The 18,315-nt window shown below is 57.7% G+C and carries 16 protein-coding genes; 6 read left to right on the forward strand and 10 right to left on the reverse strand.

Going from position 1 to position 18,315, the window contains the following annotated elements:
- Positions 1–156: 156 nt before the first annotated feature.
- Positions 157–627, forward strand: coding sequence for a Cys-tRNA(Pro) deacylase (gene ybaK / locus AB9K37_RS07045; RefSeq protein ID WP_369836453.1), 471 nt, complete (start codon positions 157–159; stop codon positions 625–627).
- A 100-nt stretch (positions 628–727) separates the two neighbouring features.
- Here ybaK and AB9K37_RS07050 read toward each other — a convergent pair whose 3' ends face one another.
- Together AB9K37_RS07050 and AB9K37_RS07055 are read right to left on the reverse strand one after the other, a co-directional pair.
- The gene (locus AB9K37_RS07050) at positions 728–997 is read right to left on the reverse strand and encodes a DUF6525 family protein (RefSeq protein ID WP_369836456.1); all 270 of its coding nucleotides are present in this window, start codon (positions 995–997) and stop codon (positions 728–730) included.
- A gap of 83 nt (positions 998–1,080) precedes the next feature.
- Entirely contained in the window at positions 1,081–1,521 is a 441-nt protein-coding gene (locus tag AB9K37_RS07055; protein WP_369836459.1) for a rhodanese-like domain-containing protein, read from the reverse strand.
- Between the two features lie 120 nt (positions 1,522–1,641).
- Here AB9K37_RS07055 and AB9K37_RS07060 point away from each other — a divergent pair, with 120 nt between their 5' ends.
- A complete protein-coding gene (locus tag AB9K37_RS07060) occupies positions 1,642–2,202 on the forward strand; it encodes an exonuclease domain-containing protein (RefSeq protein WP_369836462.1) in 561 nt (186 codons plus the stop codon).
- A 48-nt stretch (positions 2,203–2,250) separates the two neighbouring features.
- On the opposite strand, the gene AB9K37_RS07065 is transcribed toward AB9K37_RS07060, so the two are convergent.
- From AB9K37_RS07065 to AB9K37_RS07075, 3 genes are all read right to left on the reverse strand, one after another.
- Positions 2,251–3,222, reverse strand: coding sequence for a glutathione S-transferase family protein (locus AB9K37_RS07065; RefSeq protein WP_369836465.1), 972 nt, complete (start codon positions 3,220–3,222; stop codon positions 2,251–2,253).
- A gap of 14 nt (positions 3,223–3,236) precedes the next feature.
- Positions 3,237–4,058: a 4,5-DOPA dioxygenase extradiol gene (gene ygiD / locus AB9K37_RS07070; protein ID WP_369836468.1), complete on the reverse strand. Its 822-nt coding sequence runs from the start codon at positions 4,056–4,058 to the stop codon at positions 3,237–3,239.
- 63 nt (positions 4,059–4,121) lie between these two features.
- Positions 4,122–4,544, reverse strand: coding sequence for a DoxX family protein (locus AB9K37_RS07075; RefSeq protein WP_369836471.1), 423 nt, complete (start codon positions 4,542–4,544; stop codon positions 4,122–4,124).
- A gap of 135 nt (positions 4,545–4,679) precedes the next feature.
- Here AB9K37_RS07075 and AB9K37_RS07080 point away from each other — a divergent pair, with 135 nt between their 5' ends.
- The gene (locus tag AB9K37_RS07080; RefSeq protein WP_369836474.1) at positions 4,680–5,576 is read left to right on the forward strand and encodes a LysR family transcriptional regulator; all 897 of its coding nucleotides are present in this window, start codon (positions 4,680–4,682) and stop codon (positions 5,574–5,576) included.
- A 15-nt stretch (positions 5,577–5,591) separates the two neighbouring features.
- Here AB9K37_RS07080 and AB9K37_RS07085 read toward each other — a convergent pair whose 3' ends face one another.
- Both AB9K37_RS07085 and AB9K37_RS07090 read right to left on the reverse strand, forming a co-directional pair.
- The gene (locus AB9K37_RS07085; protein ID WP_369836476.1) at positions 5,592–6,587 is read right to left on the reverse strand and encodes an MDR family oxidoreductase; all 996 of its coding nucleotides are present in this window, start codon (positions 6,585–6,587) and stop codon (positions 5,592–5,594) included.
- Positions 6,584–7,249 (reverse strand): TetR/AcrR family transcriptional regulator, encoded by a 666-nt coding sequence (locus tag AB9K37_RS07090; RefSeq protein WP_369836479.1) that lies wholly within the window; start codon positions 7,247–7,249, stop codon positions 6,584–6,586. Before AB9K37_RS07090 ends, AB9K37_RS07085 begins: the two co-directional genes overlap by 4 nt.
- A 201-nt stretch (positions 7,250–7,450) precedes the next feature.
- Between AB9K37_RS07090 and AB9K37_RS07095 the strand changes: the two genes are divergently transcribed.
- The gene (locus AB9K37_RS07095) at positions 7,451–8,398 is read left to right on the forward strand and encodes a calcium-binding protein (protein WP_369836481.1); all 948 of its coding nucleotides are present in this window, start codon (positions 7,451–7,453) and stop codon (positions 8,396–8,398) included.
- Positions 8,399–8,420: 22 nt separating this feature from the next.
- Here the strand turns inward: AB9K37_RS07095 and AB9K37_RS07100 are convergent, their stop codons facing one another.
- Positions 8,421–8,756 (reverse strand): helix-turn-helix transcriptional regulator, encoded by a 336-nt coding sequence (locus tag AB9K37_RS07100; RefSeq protein WP_369836484.1) that lies wholly within the window; start codon positions 8,754–8,756, stop codon positions 8,421–8,423.
- A 179-nt stretch (positions 8,757–8,935) separates the two neighbouring features.
- On the opposite strand from AB9K37_RS07100, the gene AB9K37_RS07105 reads away from it, so the two are divergent.
- Complete coding sequence (locus AB9K37_RS07105; protein WP_369836487.1) at positions 8,936–10,168, forward strand: exonuclease SbcCD subunit D; 1,233 nt, start codon at positions 8,936–8,938, stop codon at positions 10,166–10,168.
- Positions 10,168–13,590: an AAA family ATPase gene (locus AB9K37_RS07110; RefSeq protein WP_369836490.1), complete on the forward strand. Its 3,423-nt coding sequence runs from the start codon at positions 10,168–10,170 to the stop codon at positions 13,588–13,590. Before AB9K37_RS07105 ends, AB9K37_RS07110 begins: the two co-directional genes overlap by 1 nt.
- 52 nt (positions 13,591–13,642) lie before the next feature.
- On the opposite strand, the gene AB9K37_RS07115 is transcribed toward AB9K37_RS07110, so the two are convergent.
- Both AB9K37_RS07115 and AB9K37_RS07120 read right to left on the reverse strand, forming a co-directional pair.
- On the reverse strand, positions 13,643–15,115 hold the full coding sequence (locus AB9K37_RS07115; protein WP_369836493.1) for a calcium-binding protein: 1,473 nt from the start codon (positions 15,113–15,115) through the stop codon (positions 13,643–13,645).
- 390 nt (positions 15,116–15,505) lie between these two features.
- On the reverse strand, positions 15,506–18,022 hold the full coding sequence (locus AB9K37_RS07120) for a calcium-binding protein (RefSeq protein WP_369836495.1): 2,517 nt from the start codon (positions 18,020–18,022) through the stop codon (positions 15,506–15,508).
- Positions 18,023–18,315 lie beyond the last annotated feature (293 nt).

The following is an 18,315-nucleotide window of genomic DNA, read 5'->3' on the forward strand; positions in this document are numbered from 1 at the left end:
GAAATCCTCTTCGGGCGCGAACGGCCTTAAACAAATATCTAAGACCAACCGCCCAGCCCCGCCTCGGTTCCCGACACAGCGCTTTCTCGGAAAACGATGGCCTTTACTCTGAACTGGGCTCTGCGGCATACCCGCTCTATTCGACAGGAGATATTGATGACTGCAACGCCCGCGACACGAGCCTTGGACAAAGCAGGGATTTCCTACGACCTGCACGAGTATGAATACGAAGGTGGCCACCAGATTGGCGAGCATGCAGCCAAAGCCATTGGCGCGGATCACAACAGGGTTTTCAAAACGCTAATGCTAGAGGTGGACAGCAAGCCCGCCTGCGTTGTCATCCCAGTCGCCGCTAACGTGAAGCTGAAACGCGCAGCAAGCGCTCTTGGCGGCAAATCGGCGCAAATGATGGAGCCTGCCAAGGCCGAACGCCTCACGGGATTTCGCGTTGGTGGGATCAGCCCGTTCGGGCAGAAAAGGCGGGTGCCAGTCTGCTTTGACACCTCAGCATTTCAATATGAGCGCGTCGTTATAAACGGCGGACAGCGCGGCGTCATGGTCGAGCTTTCCCCACATGCAGCCGCAGAATTCCTGACCGCGACCGCTGCCGATGTGACGGGCTTATAATCAAGCAAATGGATTCTTCGGGATGTCGACGCGTCCAGTTTCACCGAGTTTTGTGAGGGGCTAAAACACCGTCGTCAAACCTGCCGCGCGCGTAATAATCTTAAGCCACTGTGTCTTGGGCAAGTGCTGCCGCTTCGGCCCGGTCCAAACGCTGCAATGCGTCCCGCGGCGACCCGCCTGCCCCAATCTCTCTTTTCCATATCGAGAGGCAAGATCGCGTCGACCATGGCAATGCAGCGTTGGCCATCCATCCCCGCAACTCGGGCGGCAGTCGGTCATAGGCCCGCATGGGATCTCCACATCTAGAGCGTTGGCGTTGCTGCGTCTCACCAAGATTACCACCAATACGTGCCCGATGTCTTGCCATCATCCTACTCCGTCAAATGATGGCAATTTGTTATGTTATACTATTTCAAATTTCAACACCAAGGATGCGCCCTTTGATCGTCGCGATTAGCAAGACCCGCATCCCATTTCTGGCAGAGGCTTCACCGGCTTGTACCCCTCCTTCAGAATGCGGTTCATCCCACCCGCCACATCGATCACGTCAGCATCCACCTGTTGCGCGATCTGGCGTGCGGCGGCGTCAGACCGATTGCCCGACCGACACACCAGTGCAATTTTCTGTCCCGGAGATCGGCGAACCTCGATCGCTTTGAAGAAGCTGTCTGACGCGGTGAATGTCACCAGCGCCGCGTTCTCAATGACACCGGTTTCCTCCCATTCTTCGGGGGTTCGGATGTCCACAACCAACAGGTTTGGGTCAGAGGCCAGCACCTGCCCAGTCAACTCTGACCGAGACACATTGGCGGGCAGCGGGCCCGAGCGCATGGAAACCAGCAGGTAGCCGATCAGAACCAAAGCAGGAATGACGAAATAAACGAGTTTCGGCATGGCGGACCTCTTTTCGAGTAGGCAGTAGAATAGTACATATTCCGTTATTAGAATTTATTCAAGGCCATCGAAGGCATTCTTGTCTTTCGCTTTGGGCCAAATTCTGGGATGACGGCTGCGATGACCCAGAACCCTCTAACATTCGATCAAAGTGCCCTCCCGCTAACTGGTGCGTTCCGGTTCTTTGCTCTCGACGTAGAAACAGCTAATCGGCACCGCAGCAGCATTTGCCAAATCGGGATTGCAGGGGTGCGGTCGGACAACAGCATCGAGACGTGGTCGACATATGTCGACCCGATCACCGAGGACTGGTCTTGCACACGTATTCACGGGATTACAGCGCGGACAGTGGTCGGCGCGCCTGTTTTTCCTCAGGTAATTGCGACAATAGATGCAATGCTGGCTGGCTTCACAGTCTATCAACACAGTCACTTCGACAAGGGTGCTGTGAACTCGGCCTGCGGGTTGGCTGGCATTACCCCGCCCGCGTGGAAGTGGATGGATAGCCTGATTGTGGCGCGACGCGCGTGGCCAGAACTCAGGGGCAACGGCGGGCACGGGCTGGGGAACCTGAAAACCTATCTCGGCCTGAAATTCGAGCACCACGATGCCGAAGAGGACGCCCGCGCCGCCGCCGAAGTGGTCCTACACGCGGAACGCCGCCGTGGGGACTTGGCATAAAAAAGCGCCCGCGACGGGATCGAGGGCGCCTCACTTCATTGAAATGTCTTAGGCTGCGCGAACGTCATCCAGCAGCTTGGTAATATGGGCCGGTCCGGTGGGCCGAATGCGTTTAGGGTTCAGTGCCTTGATCGAGTAATATCCACGGGTGATGTGATCCATGTTCACGGTATCAATCACTCCGGGCAGGCGCAGAATCCGTTCCATATAGGCTGACAGACGCGGGTAGGCAGCAATCTGGCGACGGTTGGTTTTGAACAAGCCGTGGTAGGCCGCATCAAACCGGATCAGGGTCACGAACGTCCGCAAGTCAGTCTCGGTCAGGCGATCGCCGAACAGGAAGTCGCCAGTCAGACGCTCCTCGAGCTCATCCAACATCTCGAACACGCCCTCGTCCGCCTCGGTATAGGCCTCTTGGCTGCTGGCAAAGCCTGCTTTGTACACGCCGTTGTTCAGCTTGTCATAGATGCGGGCGTTCAGATCGTCGATCTCTCCGGCCAGATCTTCGGGATACAGGCGCAGGTCCGAGGGGATCATGTGCTCGAACGCTGTGTCGAACATGCGGACGATGTCGGCGCTTTCGTTGTTCACGATCACGTTGCGCTGGGTATCCCACAGCACAGGCACTGTGGCGCGGCCTGTGTAGTGCGGGTCGGCGCGGGTGTAGATCTGGTGGATATACTCCGACCCGAACAGCGGGTCTTCGTCTGCGCCAGCATACCCACCGAACGACCAGCCCTGATCGGTCAATGAGGGGTTCACGACCGTGACGGGAATGATGTCCTCTAACCCCTTGAGCTTGCGGGCCATCAGGGTCCGCGATGCCCAAGGACAGATGAACGCAACGTATAGGCGATAGCGGCCAGCTTCGGCGGGAAACCCGCCTTCGCCAGTCGGGCCTGCGCTGCCATCAGGGGTGATCCAGTTACGAAAGCCCGAGACCTGACGGACAAAGCGTCCCTTTTCGTCGGCTTTCTGAACCGGTTGCCAGTCCGCGCTCCATTTTCCATCTACAAGCATGTCAGCCTCCGAAATTATGCGTGAAATACAAAGGACCGCATCGACACGGACCCCAGATCAATCGAGTCCGTCATCCACGTGAGTTGGTCACGGGTGTCGGACGCGCCTGCAATGGTCAGCGCAGGCAGGTAGTGGTCGACGGTCGGGTGCGCCATCCGCAGCAGGGTGCCCAGACCCTTGCGGTCGGCCAGCACGTTGAAATCCCGATCCTCCAGCTTTTCGGCAAAGAGTTTGTCGAACGCGATCGCAAAGTCCTGCGGTTTGCCGCCCCAATCCAAGGCGCGCAGGTTATGCACCACGTTGCCGGACCCAAGGATTAGCACGCCGCGGCCCCGCAGATCGGACAGGATTTGGCCGATTTCCAACTGGTAGGACAGGTCCTGCGTCATATCGATCGAAACCTGAAAGACCGGCACATCCGCATCGGGGTACAGGAACTTCAGCACGCTCCACGCGCCGTGGTCCAGACCCCAAGTGTCATCCTCTTGGGCGTGGTGACTGCTGAGCAGAGCGGTCACTTCACGTGCCAAGGCCGGATCGCCGTGGGCGTTGTATTGCTGATCAAACAGCTCCTGCGGAAAGCCATAGAAATCGTGGATTGTGCGCGGCATAGCCGAGACGTCGACCAGCGTGGTCCCTTTGGTCATCCAGTGGGCGGACACGACAAGGATCGCTTTGGGACGCGGCAGGTTCTTACCCAGTGCGGTCCAAGCGCGGCTATACTCGGTGTCTTCGATTGCATTCATCGGGCTGCCGTGCCCCAGAAAGACCAGAGGCATCCGGTCCGAAGGGCTCAGTCGGTCGCGCAGGGCGCTCAGTGTTTGGACGGTACTCATGTTCAGTCTCCTGTGGCGGGGCGGGTCGCCCTTGGGGCGACCCGTTTCACATTAGATAATCGATTAGGCGAACTGGCCTAAGGTCCGGTTCAGTGCGGGGATGCGCAGAGCATATGCACCCGCGCCTTTGATCAGGATCACCACCTGAGCCACTGCCCAGAATACGGGGAATTCCCAACCGCCGCCTTCGTTCGAGAAGGTCCAGCCGTTGCCGCTATGAACCCATGCGGCCCCCAGCAGGACGGGGATCAGAGCCAGCGACACAAGGCGCGTTGCAACGCCAAGGATCAGCGCCAGACCACCACCAAGTTCGGCCAAGATGGTCAGGTAGGCGACGAAACCGGGCAGGCCGAGGCTCTCGAAATACCCAACCGTGCCGGGGATGGTGAAAACGCTGACCTTCATCCAGCCGTGGGCCAGAAACAGCGTGCCGCTGGCAAGGCGCAGGATCAGGGCGGAAATGTCCTTTTGTGCTTGGGGTGTCATTGTCTTGTCTCCAAAAGTTCGGGGCCACCGTGTTGTGGCGTGATCTGTTGTCTGACACCGAACTTAGCGATTGACCCCATTCAACAAAATGGAGACTTTATGGAATGACCTTCCACATTTTGTTCTGAAATTATCATGGATATCGTTGACGAACTGCGCGCCTTTGTGGCGACGGCCCAAACAGGCTCTTTCACCGGCGCGGCCGAGCAATTGGGGGTGTCGAACCGACTGACCTCGAAATACGTGGCTGAGCTGGAGGCGCGGCTTGGCATCCGTCTGTTCCAGCGCACCACCCGGAAAGTCGGCCTGACCCCCGCAGGAGAGGATCTGTTGGCGCGCGCGCCTGCCCTGCTGGAAGACCTGGACGCGCTGCTGGCAGAGGTATCCGAGGGATCCAAAGGCTTCTCTGGCGTGATCCGCTTGTCCGCACCTGTGACGTTTGGCGAACTCTATGTGGTCGGGATGCTAGAGCGGTTCGGGCGAGAAAACCCTGACCTGATGTTTGATCTGCGTTTGTCCGACCAGTTTTCTGATCTGGCGAGCGAAGGGATCGATCTGGCCTTCCGCTTGGGACGCAGCGCCATGCAATCCATGAAGACGCGCAAGTTGGGCACCTTCAGGTCCACACTTGTGGCCAGTCCGGCATTTCTGGAGCGTTACGGCACGCCGCAGCATCCGTCGGACCTGAACCAGCTGCCCTGCATCATCGACACTAACCGCCTGACGCCCAAGCGATGGACATTCTCCAAAGGCACAGAAACGTTCGGAGCCTCTGTACAAGGCCGGTTTCAGGTCAATTCTGCGCGGGCGGGCGTCGAACTCGCGCTCGAGGGCGTGGGCATTGCCTATCCGCCGCGCTTTGCCATCGGGTCTGCCATCGAGAGCGGTGAGCTCGTCCCCTTGCTAGAGGGCTACGATGTAGAGAGCGGACCGATCAGCGCTGTCTACCTCGAAGGGCGCACCCTGCCCCGCAAGGTGCGCGCCCTGATTGATTTCGCCGTCGAAGACATCAAGAACGCGGGCATTTTATAGCCCGCGTCTGATCACTCAGGCGTTGAGCGACGGATTGACCGGAACAACGATGCGACCGCGCACCTCGCCAGACAGGAACTTTGGAGCGGTCTCGATCACGTCGTCCAAGGCCAATTCCGTGGCAATCGCGTCCAGTTTGGACAGATCAAGGTCGCTTACCAGACGATCATAGGCCGCAATGCGCTTGGCTTTGGACGCCATAACGCTGTCCACGCCCGCCAGAGTGACCCCACGCAGAATAAACGGCGCGACGCTGGTGGGCAGGTCCATACCCGCCGCCAGACCGCAGGCCGCGACACATCCACCGTACTTCATCGACGCAATGACATTGGCCAACACGGTACTGCCTGCCACATCGACGGCGCCCGCCCAACGTTCTTTGGCCAAGGGGCGAGGCTTGCCGGACAATTCCTCGCGGTCGATGATCGAAGCGGCGCCAAGGCTCTTGAGGTAGTCCGCCTCGGACGCCCGGCCCGTCACGGCTGCGACCTGAAAACCTTTGGCCGCCAGAAGCATGGTCGCGACACTGCCAACACCGCCCGCTGCGCCAGTAACCACGATCTCGCCGCTGTCGGGCGTTACTCCGTGCTCTTCCAACGCCAGCACACACAGCATTGCCGTATAGCCCGCAGTGCCGATCACCATCGCCTGCCGCGCAGTCATGCCTGCGGGCTGCGGGATCAGCCAGTCACCAGAAACGCGCGCCAGACCAGAGAGACCTCCCCAGTGTTTCTCGCCGACGCCCCAGCCATTCAGGATGACTTTGTCACCCGCTTTGAAGTCCGCATGGCTGCTGTCGCGCACCACTCCGGCAAAGTCGATGCCAGGCACCATGGGAAAGCTCCGCACCACCGGCGAGGCACCCGTGATCGCCAGAGCATCTTTGTAGTTCAGCGTGGAATAGACCACGTCGACCAGCACGTCCCCCTCTGGCAAGTCAGTGGCGCTGACATCGCGCAGGGTGACGGTTTGTTGGTCCTCGGTCTTGTCAATGACAACGGCTTGGGTCATCGGTTCGGCTCCCCCTCTTGAAGCATGGAAAAGAATAGATCAGCGAACAGGCGGATCGGTTCCGGTCCCTGTTCCAGCTTGGCGCGCAGGATCGCGCCCTCCCATCCGATCCAGAAAAATTGCGCCAAGGCAGCAGGATCGGCATCTCGCGAAAGCTGGCCGGCCCCCTGTGCGTTGGACAAACAAGCGGCAGTCCTCTGCTGCCAGTCGTCGAAGACATCTGTCAGAGCCTGTCGAAAGCTCTCGGGCAATGTGGACATCTCTTGGCCCAGATTTCCGACCAGACACCCCCTGCGATACCCATGCCGCGCCATCCCATCGATTGCGCGCTGGATAAATAGCCGCAGCCGATCGAGCGGCGCGCGGCTCTGATCACCCAGCGCGCGCTCGAGCAGTTCGGAAAAATAGACCTGATACGCATCGATCAGCGCGAGGCCAAACGCCTCTTTGTTTTGGAAGTAGTGGTAGAAACTGCCCTTTGGCACACCCGCATGTCGAAGGATTTGGTCGATCCCGATGGCAGAGTATCCCCGCTCTGTCATGTGTTCGAGGCCACTTCGGATCAGACGTGCACGAACCTCGGACAGCGCAGGGTCTTTGCGCGGCCGGCCCTTGGCGCGGGGTTGATCTGGACGAAAAGAATCTGGCGTCGGAGTAGGCATAAACAATTTCTAGACCGTTTCGTCCACAAATTAAATTCCTTTCTACACGCCCAAGTTTTAGCTTGATCCTGTTGCGCCGCGCGCTCTGGGGGCAAGAGTGTCAAATAGGTTCAGCTACGTCTTGACCCGCCTCTGCACCTGCATCCATAAGGAGAGAGAAAATCGCTTTGATACAGCCACAGGATTGATTTGGCGGCGAAAATGGCGGAATCGCAGGTAACATCGCTGTTCGCGAGCAATCTCGCACCCGAGGAGAGTGGCCCCGAGATTAAGGGCTATATCCTGCTGCCTGATGCCGCCACAGAGATCACCGCGGATATGGTTGTCAAGTTATCCCTTTTGGATGTTGCTGAATACTGGGTTTTGGTTGACGACCAAGCCTTCTGGTATGCTGGAGATAACCTTGTTGATGCGCTTGATCTGGACCCAGCTGCCCTGCAAACTCTGACGTTCGAGATGTTCCCGGACGAAGACCCCGAGCCTGTCATCCCAGATTGGCAATTTTTGGGCACAAATCGTCCCGACACGTTTCAAGGCACGCACGCCGAAGGCTGGTTCGCCGGCGATTTCGAAATCTCTGACATCATCTCCAGCTTCGCGGGGGGTGACACAGTGCTTGCTTTTTCCGGCGATGACATCGTTCACACTGGTGCAGGCGATGATCTGGTTTATGCCGGACGCGGCGATGACATCGTCTATGGAAACCGAAACGCCGATTTGCTCTTTGGAAATCGCGGGTCAGACAGCATACGCGGCAACCTCGGCCAAGACAGACTCTTCGGCAATCAGGGCAATGATACGCTGCTGGGAGGCCGAGGGAGCGATGCGCTTTTTGGCGGTCGCGATAACGATCAACTCGTTGGCGGTTTGGGCGATGACACGCTTTACGGCGGGCTTGGATCAGACACTCTCGTCGGTGGCGCTGGTGCGGACAGCTTTGTCTTTGCACACGGGCATGATGTGATCAGCGACTACGATACTGGGAAGGACTGGCTGGTCGTCACAAGGGACAATTTTCTGAGCCATGCAGAGCAGATCGGAGAAGATGTTTTGGTCACAATCAACCAGCACACTTCTCTGACGCTGCTCGACACCCTGATCGAAGACATCAGCATCAAGGTAATCGAGGCCGTAGACTTCGGGCTCTGATACCGTCGTCCAAGCGACGCGATCAGGTATCCTTGTGCTCAGTTACCATAATACAGTCGAGCAAATGGCTCAGCACTTCAGTTCGGTTGCGGACACCCGCTTTGCGATAAATGGCGTTAAGGTGGGTCTTGATCGTGCCTTCAGCGCTTCCGCGCAGTTCGGCAATTTCAGTAGTCGTGAAACCCTTGATCAGGAACGTCGCGATATCTTGCTCCGAAGGCGTTAACCCCCACTCGGAGAAGCGATCCTCCATGATATCCTGGACGGCCGATCTTGCTTGATCAAGACTCTCTTCCAAATGTGCTTGGCGGCGCAACATCGCGAATAGAAACCGCCCTTCTACATCTATTGCCAGCACCAAACGTACCCTCGCCAATGTCTCGACTTAGAAGTGCCGATGATAGACCGCTTCGGCACCCGCCTCGCGATAGTCGGCGAGCACATCCAAAACAAAAAAGTCAACACATAGACGCAAGCCGAATGGCCTTGCGGACACTCACGTTGCGGTCCACTCTTCGCCTAAGCCAAGAGTATCACATGAAAATCCTGCACACCGCCGACATACACCTAGATTCACCGCTCAAATCGCTCGCGCTACGGAACGAGGACTTGCGAACCAAGGTCCAATCCGCCACCAGAACCGCGCTCGTCCGCTTGGTCGACAGTGCGATCGATCTAGAGGTGGCGGCGCTGCTGATCAGCGGGGATCTCTATGATAGTGCCGAGCGGAGTGCGAAAACCGCGGCGTTTCTCTCCGGCCAGATGGAGCGATTGCGCAGCGCAGGTATTCCGGTGTTCTACATCAAAGGCAACCACGACGCCGAGAACCCGATCACCGGCGAAGTCGCGCTGCCCGAGAATGTCCATGTCTTTGGCGCGCGGGGCGGCAAGGTAAAAATCCCGCAGTCTGACGTCTGGATTCACGGAGTGAGTTTCAGTAGCAAGCACGCGCCGGACAGCCTGCTACCCAAATTCGGAGAGCCTGTCCCGGACGCAGTCAATATCGCGATGCTGCACACATCACTCTCTGGTGCAGTAGGGCACGATCCATACGCGCCATGCACGCTCAATCAATTGCGCGATCTGGGTTTCGACTATTGGGCGCTCGGGCACGTACACAAGCGGCAGATCCATAGTCAGAACCCTTGGGTGGTCATGCCCGGCATTCCGCAGGGTCGGGACATTGGCGAAGCGGGGCCGCAAAGCGCGAGTCTGATTGAGCTAGGAGAAGCCGGCATGACGGTGAGTGCCCTTCCAACCTCCGTCGTCGAGTTCACTGCTCTAAGCATTCCTGTGGGCGGTTGCGCCACCGATGACGCGATCCGCGCTGAAATCCGGCGGCATCTTTCTGGCTTTACCCAAGAGCTCCAGTCGGACTCGGCCATCCTTCGCACAACCCTTTGCGGGGCAACCTCAAGGCGCTGGCAAATCCTACGGGATTCGGATGCCTGGACGCAAACCATTCAGGACATGGCGCTGGAAACGGGCACGCTCTGGGTCGAAAAAGTTGCCTTCGACATAGCGCCCGAAAGCGACGCGCCCGACAACTCGGCCACAGGCGAGCTACAGGCGATCATGGAGAGCATCCGCCAAGAGGATGCCTTTGCTGCGAGCCTCGAAACCGACGTCATTTCAATGATCAACGATCTTCCACCTTCTTTGCGAGCAGCGCTTTTGCCAAGCGAAGAACAGGCGACATCTTTGGCGCAAAACCTGACAGAACAAGGCGCAGCGCAAATCCTCGCACGGATGAAAGGGGCAAGTGACTGATGCGCTTGCGGCAACTCACACTAGAACGTTTCGGACGGTTCTCGGGCAAAATCTACGATTTCGGCGCCAAGCCCGATGGCACTGATTTTCACGTGATTTACGGCCCCAACGAAGCGGGCAAAACCACCACAATGGAAGGCTTCTTGCGGCTGCTTTACGGATACCCCCTTCAAGATCCCTATGCATTCCAGCACCAGCGCAAGAACCTGAGCATATCTGGCATTCTCGACATAGAAGGGAACGCACGTCATTTCACGCGGCTCCCGCTCCGTTCGGACGGCCTGACGGATGCGAACGGGATTGCCCTTCCCGAGAACGCGATAAAGGGTCTGTTGAATGGCCTCGACGAGGCTGAGTACCGCAAACTCTTGTGTCTGGATGACGAGACCATTGAAAAAGGCGGCGACGAAATTGCCAGCAGCAAAGGTGACATCGGGCGGCTTCTGTTCTCTGCGGCGGCGGGCATCAGCGACCTGACCGCTGTGCTTGACCAAGTTCAGAAAGAGGCCGACGAACTGCACAAGCACCGCGCCTCGCGGACCCGCCTTGCTGCGCTCAAAAAAGAGCGGGAGGCCATCGAAAAACGGATCAAAGAACTCGACGTACCTGCCAGTGCCTATCGCAAGCTGAAACAAGCATTTGAAACATGCGACCAAGAGCAAAACGACCTGATCGCTGAGCGAACGCGCCTGCGGACTGAAAAGGGCAGCGCAGAACAGCGGGCGGCTGCGCTCCCTCAACTGGCAGAGATTGATCGCCGGTCAGAAGCTTTGGTGGATGTTGCTAATTTCCCCAAACAACTGGACATCAACCCCGAGGATCTGGTCGCGCTGGTCGCGGCGCAGACACAGCATCGCGCCGATCAGGAACGTCTGCGCAAGGTTCTGAGCGAGAAAGCCGCTCAGAGAGACAGTATCCATCGTGATCCGGCATCCTTGGCGCTGCAAGGCGAGCTGTCCGCACTCGAGGATCTGCGTGCCCGGAACAAAGGCGCCTCGCGAGATCTGGGTCGCCGTCAGCAGCAATTGGTAGATGCTCAGGCAGAAATGGCGCTAATCGCACGCCAATGCGGCGCTCCACCCGAAGCGCTCGAAAAGCTCGTGGTTGATGACCCGACTCTTCATAAGCTCGACATGGCACGTGAAGCTGCCCGAGAGGCGCATCGCCTTCTGACTGCCGAACAGGGCGAACTGGACAAACTTCAAGAAAAGCTTCAGCGCGCCGAGGCTGACCGACCCGAAGCGACCGAAGCGACCACAACATTTACTGAGTTATTGGCCAGTTACGGCGCAGATAGGCTCGCCGCTTCCTATGCGGTTGCGAAACAAGCGGTCGCTACTAGCCACCGTGACTATCGTGCTGCGTTGTCCAAGTTGAGTACGCCACACCAAACGTTCGACACATCGCCGAACCTGCCAATTGCCAAGAGCGATGCAGAGGACTTGGCGCTCCGCATTCAAGCGGCGCAACAACAACAGGCCGAACGCGAAGCGACAGCCGAGGCTCTAGCGACAGACCTCAGAGCAAAATCCGCACGGATTGCACAACTCAAGTCAGGCATTGGGGTCATTAGCGATCACGAAGCCAAGGTGTTGCTCTCCGAGCGCGATCAGTTGTGGACCACTCATCAAAAAAGCATGGACGCCGAAACAGCTTCGGCTTTCGAAATCGCCATGCGGGCCTACGATACCGCCTCTGATCAACGTCTGCACCACGCGCGGGATCTTGGGGAATTACGACAACTTGAGGCTGATCTAGCAGAAGTGACCGTGCGCCATGAAGATGCGCTAAAGCACCTCGAATTAGCGCGGCAATCTTCCGAAGCGGCCGACACAGAGTTGCGCGATGCCTGCAAAATGGCAGGTTTCCCCGAGGGACTGCCGCCAGCGCGTTTTGTCAGCTGGGTCACCGCCCTAGAGCAGGCGCAAAGTGCAGAGCGAGCGCTACGGGAAACAGAACACGAATTTAGACCGGTTCTCGAACGCGGCGATGCGCTGGCGGCAGAAATTGCGGAACAGCTCTCGCTAGAAGCGCCGGAGTTCGACAGCGCACTGGATCAGGCGCGCACCAAAGCGGCAGAAGAGCAAACTGCGCAAGAAGCACTGCGCACTCGGCAAGAGCTTCTGCGTTCTCTGCGTGCAGATCTGACACTACGCGAGGCAAGCGTCTTGCGCGCACAAGATGCTGCCGCGCACACCAATAATGCTTGGACTAATCTGGTGCGAGACGTGTTTGATCACGCGCTGCTTGCCGACGCACTGGAGCAATCGCTCGACCCGCTAAGAAAGCTTCGCGAAGCCGACATCAGACGGCAACAATTCCAGCGACAGGTTTCAACCATGGCCAAAGACCAAGAGGCGTTTCACTGCGAGGTTCAATCGCTGGCCAACAGGTACGGGCCTACCGCCGCCGGCGACGCAGAAGCGTTATATGAGTCACTGGCCGCACGCGCAGCCGCTGCGCAGGAAGCAGAGAAACATCATCAAACGCTCACCCGAGAAATCGCTGAAGCCGAAGCACACCTCGCCGAAGCCACAAGCGCCTTGCAGCAAATCGATACACAGGTGCACGAATTAGGGGCGATCTTCCCAGAGCAGATTGCAACGGAAACGCTTGCCGATCTTCGTGCAGCCGTCACGCAGGGTCACCAAGTTATCGCCGAACGCACCGCATTAAGCGATCTGACGCAGTCCTTTTTGTCGGGGCTCAATCTCTCTGATTTGACGGACGCCCGTGTTCTATTGGCCGGCCAAACACAGCCAGAACTGACAGAGCGCGTGGCAGAACTAGATGCGCAACTCGACGCGAATGACGCGGCGCTTCAGGCGGCGATTGCAGCGCGAAGTGCGACAAGCCAGGCCCTGAATGCTGTGACCGGCGATTCAGAGATCGCCCAATTGACCGAGCAGAAATCTACGATTGAGCTTGAGATGCAAGACGTCGCGCTAAAGCATCTGGAGCTCAAGCTAGGACACCGTTTGGCAGAAGAAGCCATTCGCCGCTATCGGGACGCCCACCGAAGTGGAATGATGCAGTCAGCCGAAGACACGTTTGCCGCCCTGACAAATGGAGCCTATGCACGTTTGGACACGGTGGTGTCAGGTCAAACGGAAACGCTCATCGCCTATGATGCAGCGGGTCAGGCGAAACAGGCCAAGGATCTGTCAAAGGGCACGCGGTTCCAACTCTATCTCGCGCTACGCGCCGCAGCCTACGACCAGCTTGCCGGACAGGGCCAAACCCTCCCGTTCTTTTGTGACGATATCTTTGAGACCTTCGACGAGGATCGCACGCGCTCGGCATGCCAAGTTTTGTCGCGTATTGGGCAAAACGGTCAAGCGATCTATCTCACGCACCACCGTCACGTGGTCGACATTGCCAAAGAGGTTTGCGGTTCCAATGTGACCATCCACGCGGTCTAGGACGCCAAAGAAAAAGGGCGGCTTTCGCGCCGCCCCGCTGCCTTGGTCACCCTTAGAAATAAGCGCAGTCGTCGATCAATGCGCTGACTTCGATGCCGCGGACGGTCAAGGTATCTCCGGTGTCAAAAGTGAAGACAACATCGTTGCCGACCTGCTCGGCATACGACTCCAGTTCGCCAACCGAATAGCTGCCGATCAGGCTCTGTTCGATGGCCAGAGTGTCGACCTCATCTTCGAAATCGACAACAACGTCGTGATTGACGGCTTCGACACCTTCGACAAAATAGAATGTGTCCGCGCCAGAGCCACCCATCATACGGTCATCGCCCTGACCGCCGCTCAGCAGGTCGTTGCCTGTCCCGCCAAAGAGCGTATCGTCACCATCGTTGCCGATCACAGAGTCATTGCCCGCATTTCCGACCACGCGGTCGTCGCCCGAGCCACCATCAACGTTGTCCGCACCGCTGCCGCCTTTGACGAAGTCATCTCCGGCAGATCCCATCAATGCATCATTGCCATCCTGACCTAGAACGGTGTCGTCATTGCCACCACCGATCAGAGTGTCGTTGCCAGCGCGCCCCTGAATACGGTCATTCCCATAGTCGCCATTTACGCTGTCATCGCCAGTGCCTGCAAAAACACGGTCGTGACCAGAGCCACCACTGATCGTATCGTCGCCACCATTGCCAAAGACGCGGTCGTTGCCACTGCTTCCCAACAATTCATCGTCGCCAGCGCCGCCGCTGACCGTGTCGTTGTCTTCGCCACCAGAGAGCAGGTCATCGCCCTTGCCGCCCTGAACTTTATCGTTTCCGCCTTCGCCGTTCAGTGTGTCGCCACCGCCAAAGCCAAGCAACACATCATCGCCATCGCTACCCAGCAGAACATCGTCCTGAGAGCCGCCAAACAGTGAGTCATCACCGGCGTAGCCCGTGAATTGTACGGCCCAGTCACCCGCGATCATCTCATCGTCGTACTGCGTGCCGCGGACTGCGGTCACTTCGCCGATGATGGTGTCCGTGTCGCCAAAACCATCGGTGGCCACACCATCACGCAAGTCCACGACAATGCCATTCTGGCCACCTGTCTGTGTGGAATCTCGGCTATAGTTCAACACGGCAGGACCGCTTAGAACGCGCACAGTGTCATCGCCTTCGGCGGTCCAGAGCACAACCTCGTCCGACCCACTCAGCGAGAAGGTATCCGCGAGGTCAGTGCCGTAGATTGTCTCGAACCCTTCAAAGGTGTCCGTGTCACCAAAAGAATCCGTCGCCGTGCCTGCGCCGGTGTTGACGGTTACAGCGCTGCCGCCCCCTTCGTAATAATAGCCAAGAACGTCTGCGTCTTCGCCATCAGCATCGCTGCCGCCATTCAAGCTGTCGTCGCCCGAACCGCCGATCAGGGTGTCATTGCCGGTCAACCCCCGGAGAGTGTCATCTCCGGCATAACCGATCATGGTATCGTCAGTGCTGCCGCCGCTGATAACGTCGTCGTCACCAGTTCCAATATAAGAATTTGTTGCCACGATTTTTCTCGCTTCGATAAATGAAGAACTGCCTATTTTTTCGTGCAATCATAATCGACTACGAGAATCCTGCCAATCGGGTAGAGGAAAATGTGATAGACCGTCCACGATACCTTTGACAAATTTATCTTACAGAAAATTCGACGCCTTTTCAGAAAGCAACCCTGCAGCGCTTGGCGGCGCCAGCTATGACATTGTTTTCAATGTAACAATAATACCGCCACAGAACCAATTGATGCCACAGCTTATTTTTCCCGACAGTCTATCCGCACCAATGGATTGCAGAAATTACAGTTTCCAGAAATTATTTGTGAAAAATATATTCATCCTACGTGCTCGATCCGAAAAGAAGCGCTTGTTTTGCCTCTGGTATGGCCTTTTTCGCAGGATTCAGAGCCAAATTATTTCATCCAAGATCGCCTGAACGTCTTTGGAACCAACGATGAGCAGCTCTCCCGCTCCGCCAAAATCCAGCAAAACACCCGCTTTCACGCGTGAAGCGTCGATCTCGTCCAAAGGCTGATAGAGCGTGTGGTCCAGCGCAAGAATATCGTTTCCCGAGAAATCCAGCACACGGTCTTTGCCGCCGCTGAAAACAAAGGTGTCGGCCCCCGCCCCACCCGTCAGCCGATCGTTGCCAGAGCCCCCTATCAAGACGTCATCACCGCGCCCGCCAAAGAGTTGGTCTTTGCCAGCGCCGCCCATCAAGGTGTCGTTGCCGTTTCCGCCTTCGAGTCGATCCCCCAGCGCATCCCCCTGCAAAACGTCGGTGCCACCCCCGCCTTTGAGCCGATCTCTGCCGCCGCCGCCAATCACCACGTCGGCTCCGCCCTGTCCCACAAGCTTGTCCTTGCCAGCGCCCCCATCGAGCGTATCAGCGCCTCCGCCGCCAAATAACTGATCGCGTGCGCCCCGTCCCCAAAGCGCATCATCGCCTGCATTTCCCTTGATCTTGTCCTTGCCTGCTCCGCCATCAAGGCTGTCATTTCCTGCACCGCCAAGGAGGAGATCATCGCCCTGATCACCGGTCACATGGTCGGCCCCACTTCCAGCAACAATGGTGTCATTCCCAGATCCCCCGAGGATTGAATCTCCGGCATCTCCTCCTAGAATTCTGTCGGCCATGGCACCTCCGTCGAGCATGTCCGCACCCGTACCCCCATCCAATCGGTCTGCGCCCTCTCCGCCGGTAAGGCTGTCATCGCCAGCGCCACCACGCAGATCATCGTCACCCTCACCGCCGTCCAGAACGTCGTCCCCGTCTCCGCCGATCAGCGTGTCTTGCCCAAGCCCACCGGAAATCTTGTCATGTCCCCCTTGTCCGTCCAACCAGTCGTCGCCCGCCAATCCATCAATGATCTCGCCCCAGCTGTCGCCGGTTAGCTTGTCATGGGTTTCGGTTGGCTGACTGTCTGCGTAGTGTTCAACAATAGGATCGACCCACTTTTGCAGTGTGCGCGTCGGCCCATTGATCAGAGCTGCCTCTATGCGGGAGACAGGTATTTTTCGGCCATGCGTGCTCTCGATGACAAGCGTTTCTGTTCCGTTGATCATCTCGAACGTGATGAGCGCGCCGGTGTCCGTGACCGAAATCTCTAGCTGGTCCACAGATCGGTAGAATGCCCATCCTGACAGGTCCAGCAGGTCGTTCCGCATGTCGAACTCGAGGATTTTGTCCTCTTGCCCGTCTGTGACCACAGAAAAGATGTCGACACCTGCTCCACCAACCATGGTATCGACGCCGGCCCCATCGCGCACGATGTCTCCCGCTGATCCGGCGGTTAACTTGTCATTGAATTGGCTCCCCATCAGGACAGCCGCGTTCTCATCGCCAACGGCCTTGCCATTCACTGCGGTCACGGTTGTCCGGTCAAGTGAGCCTGCGCTCTGATAAAGGCTGATCCCCTGCTCTGCCGCGCTGCCAGCGGCGACTCCGATTGTACCATCGGTCGTTCTGTAGGCCGCGATTGCCGTCACATCCGTGAGAGCTGTTTCGAGAGTGTCGGAGAGCTCTCCTTCATGCAGCAAAGAGCCATCCGGGAGCAGCCTGAAAAAGCTAAGCCCCGCGTCCCGCCCTCCAACGATGATCATGGATTGATCGCCAACAGAAACGACGTCAAGCACCTGTGCCGACGCAAGCCGCGATGTTGTCGTGTCGTTCACATGGTCAACAACTGTGAGCGCGCCATTGTTTTCCAATCGAAAGACGCTGAGCGAACTGCTCTGAGCGCCGGTCGCAATGACGTAGCGCACCCCTCCGACGGTCGCCGAGGCCAACTGAACCAGACCAGAAATGCCCGGATTTTCCTCGGCTGAAAGGGTATAAAGCGTGTTGAAGCCGCCCCCCGCCTGCGCCTTGAAAACCGAGAGCACCGTGTCACCAACGCCGCCCGCAACAACAAATCCACCAAAGGTGGTCAGGTCTGTCGGAGCCATATCTTCAGGACTGAACAGCTCCCCAACGCTGTCCATAGCCGATCCGGTCCAGCGGTAGATCCCCATACTCTCGGCACCCGAGAGCACCACATAAAGGCCCCCGCTGCTGATCGCCTGAAGCGATGACAGCTCTGCCTCCAGAACCTTGATGCCAGAAACGCCTGTGAGCGTATTGCTCGCAACTTGCGATCCAAGACCACTCACCAGCAATTCGCGTCCCTTTAGTATCAACTCTGGATCGACCCCCAGAGACCCCGTGCCCGACAGTGCAATCTGCGAAACGTCCGCTGTTTCCGCCGTCAGGTCCCATGCAGCAAGCACACCGCCCGGATTTGGTCCTGTCAGAGTGTAGACAGTGGGCTGCGCATCATTCACGACGACTGCAACGTCGCGCAAACCTTCCAGTTCGGTAAAATCGCTATCCTCTGCCCAATCAAAGGCAGAGCCGACATGCACGAGGAAATCCCCCATTCGGCACCCGTTCTTCCACTGTCCACCACAGACGAAACTGAAGCGGACCCGCGGCAAGACGGGTTCTGAAATTGGGCAGGATGATGCACTTCCTGCCGCATTTCTTTCAAAGCTCTTGCGTTAGGGTTAATGCACCCGATCAGAAGAGAAAGTTGTCTTGGCTGTTGAGCTCTGACAGCGATGCACCGCGCACCAGAATCTCGACATCGCCGTATTCCACCAGCACGAATTTGCCGCTCTTGGAGAAGCTCAGGTCATCGAAAGACACATCAGCCTGCGCCAGATCGATCAGA

This window comes from Donghicola sp. XS_ASV15, assembly GCF_041224595.1.
Classification (GTDB): domain Bacteria; phylum Pseudomonadota; class Alphaproteobacteria; order Rhodobacterales; family Rhodobacteraceae; genus Donghicola.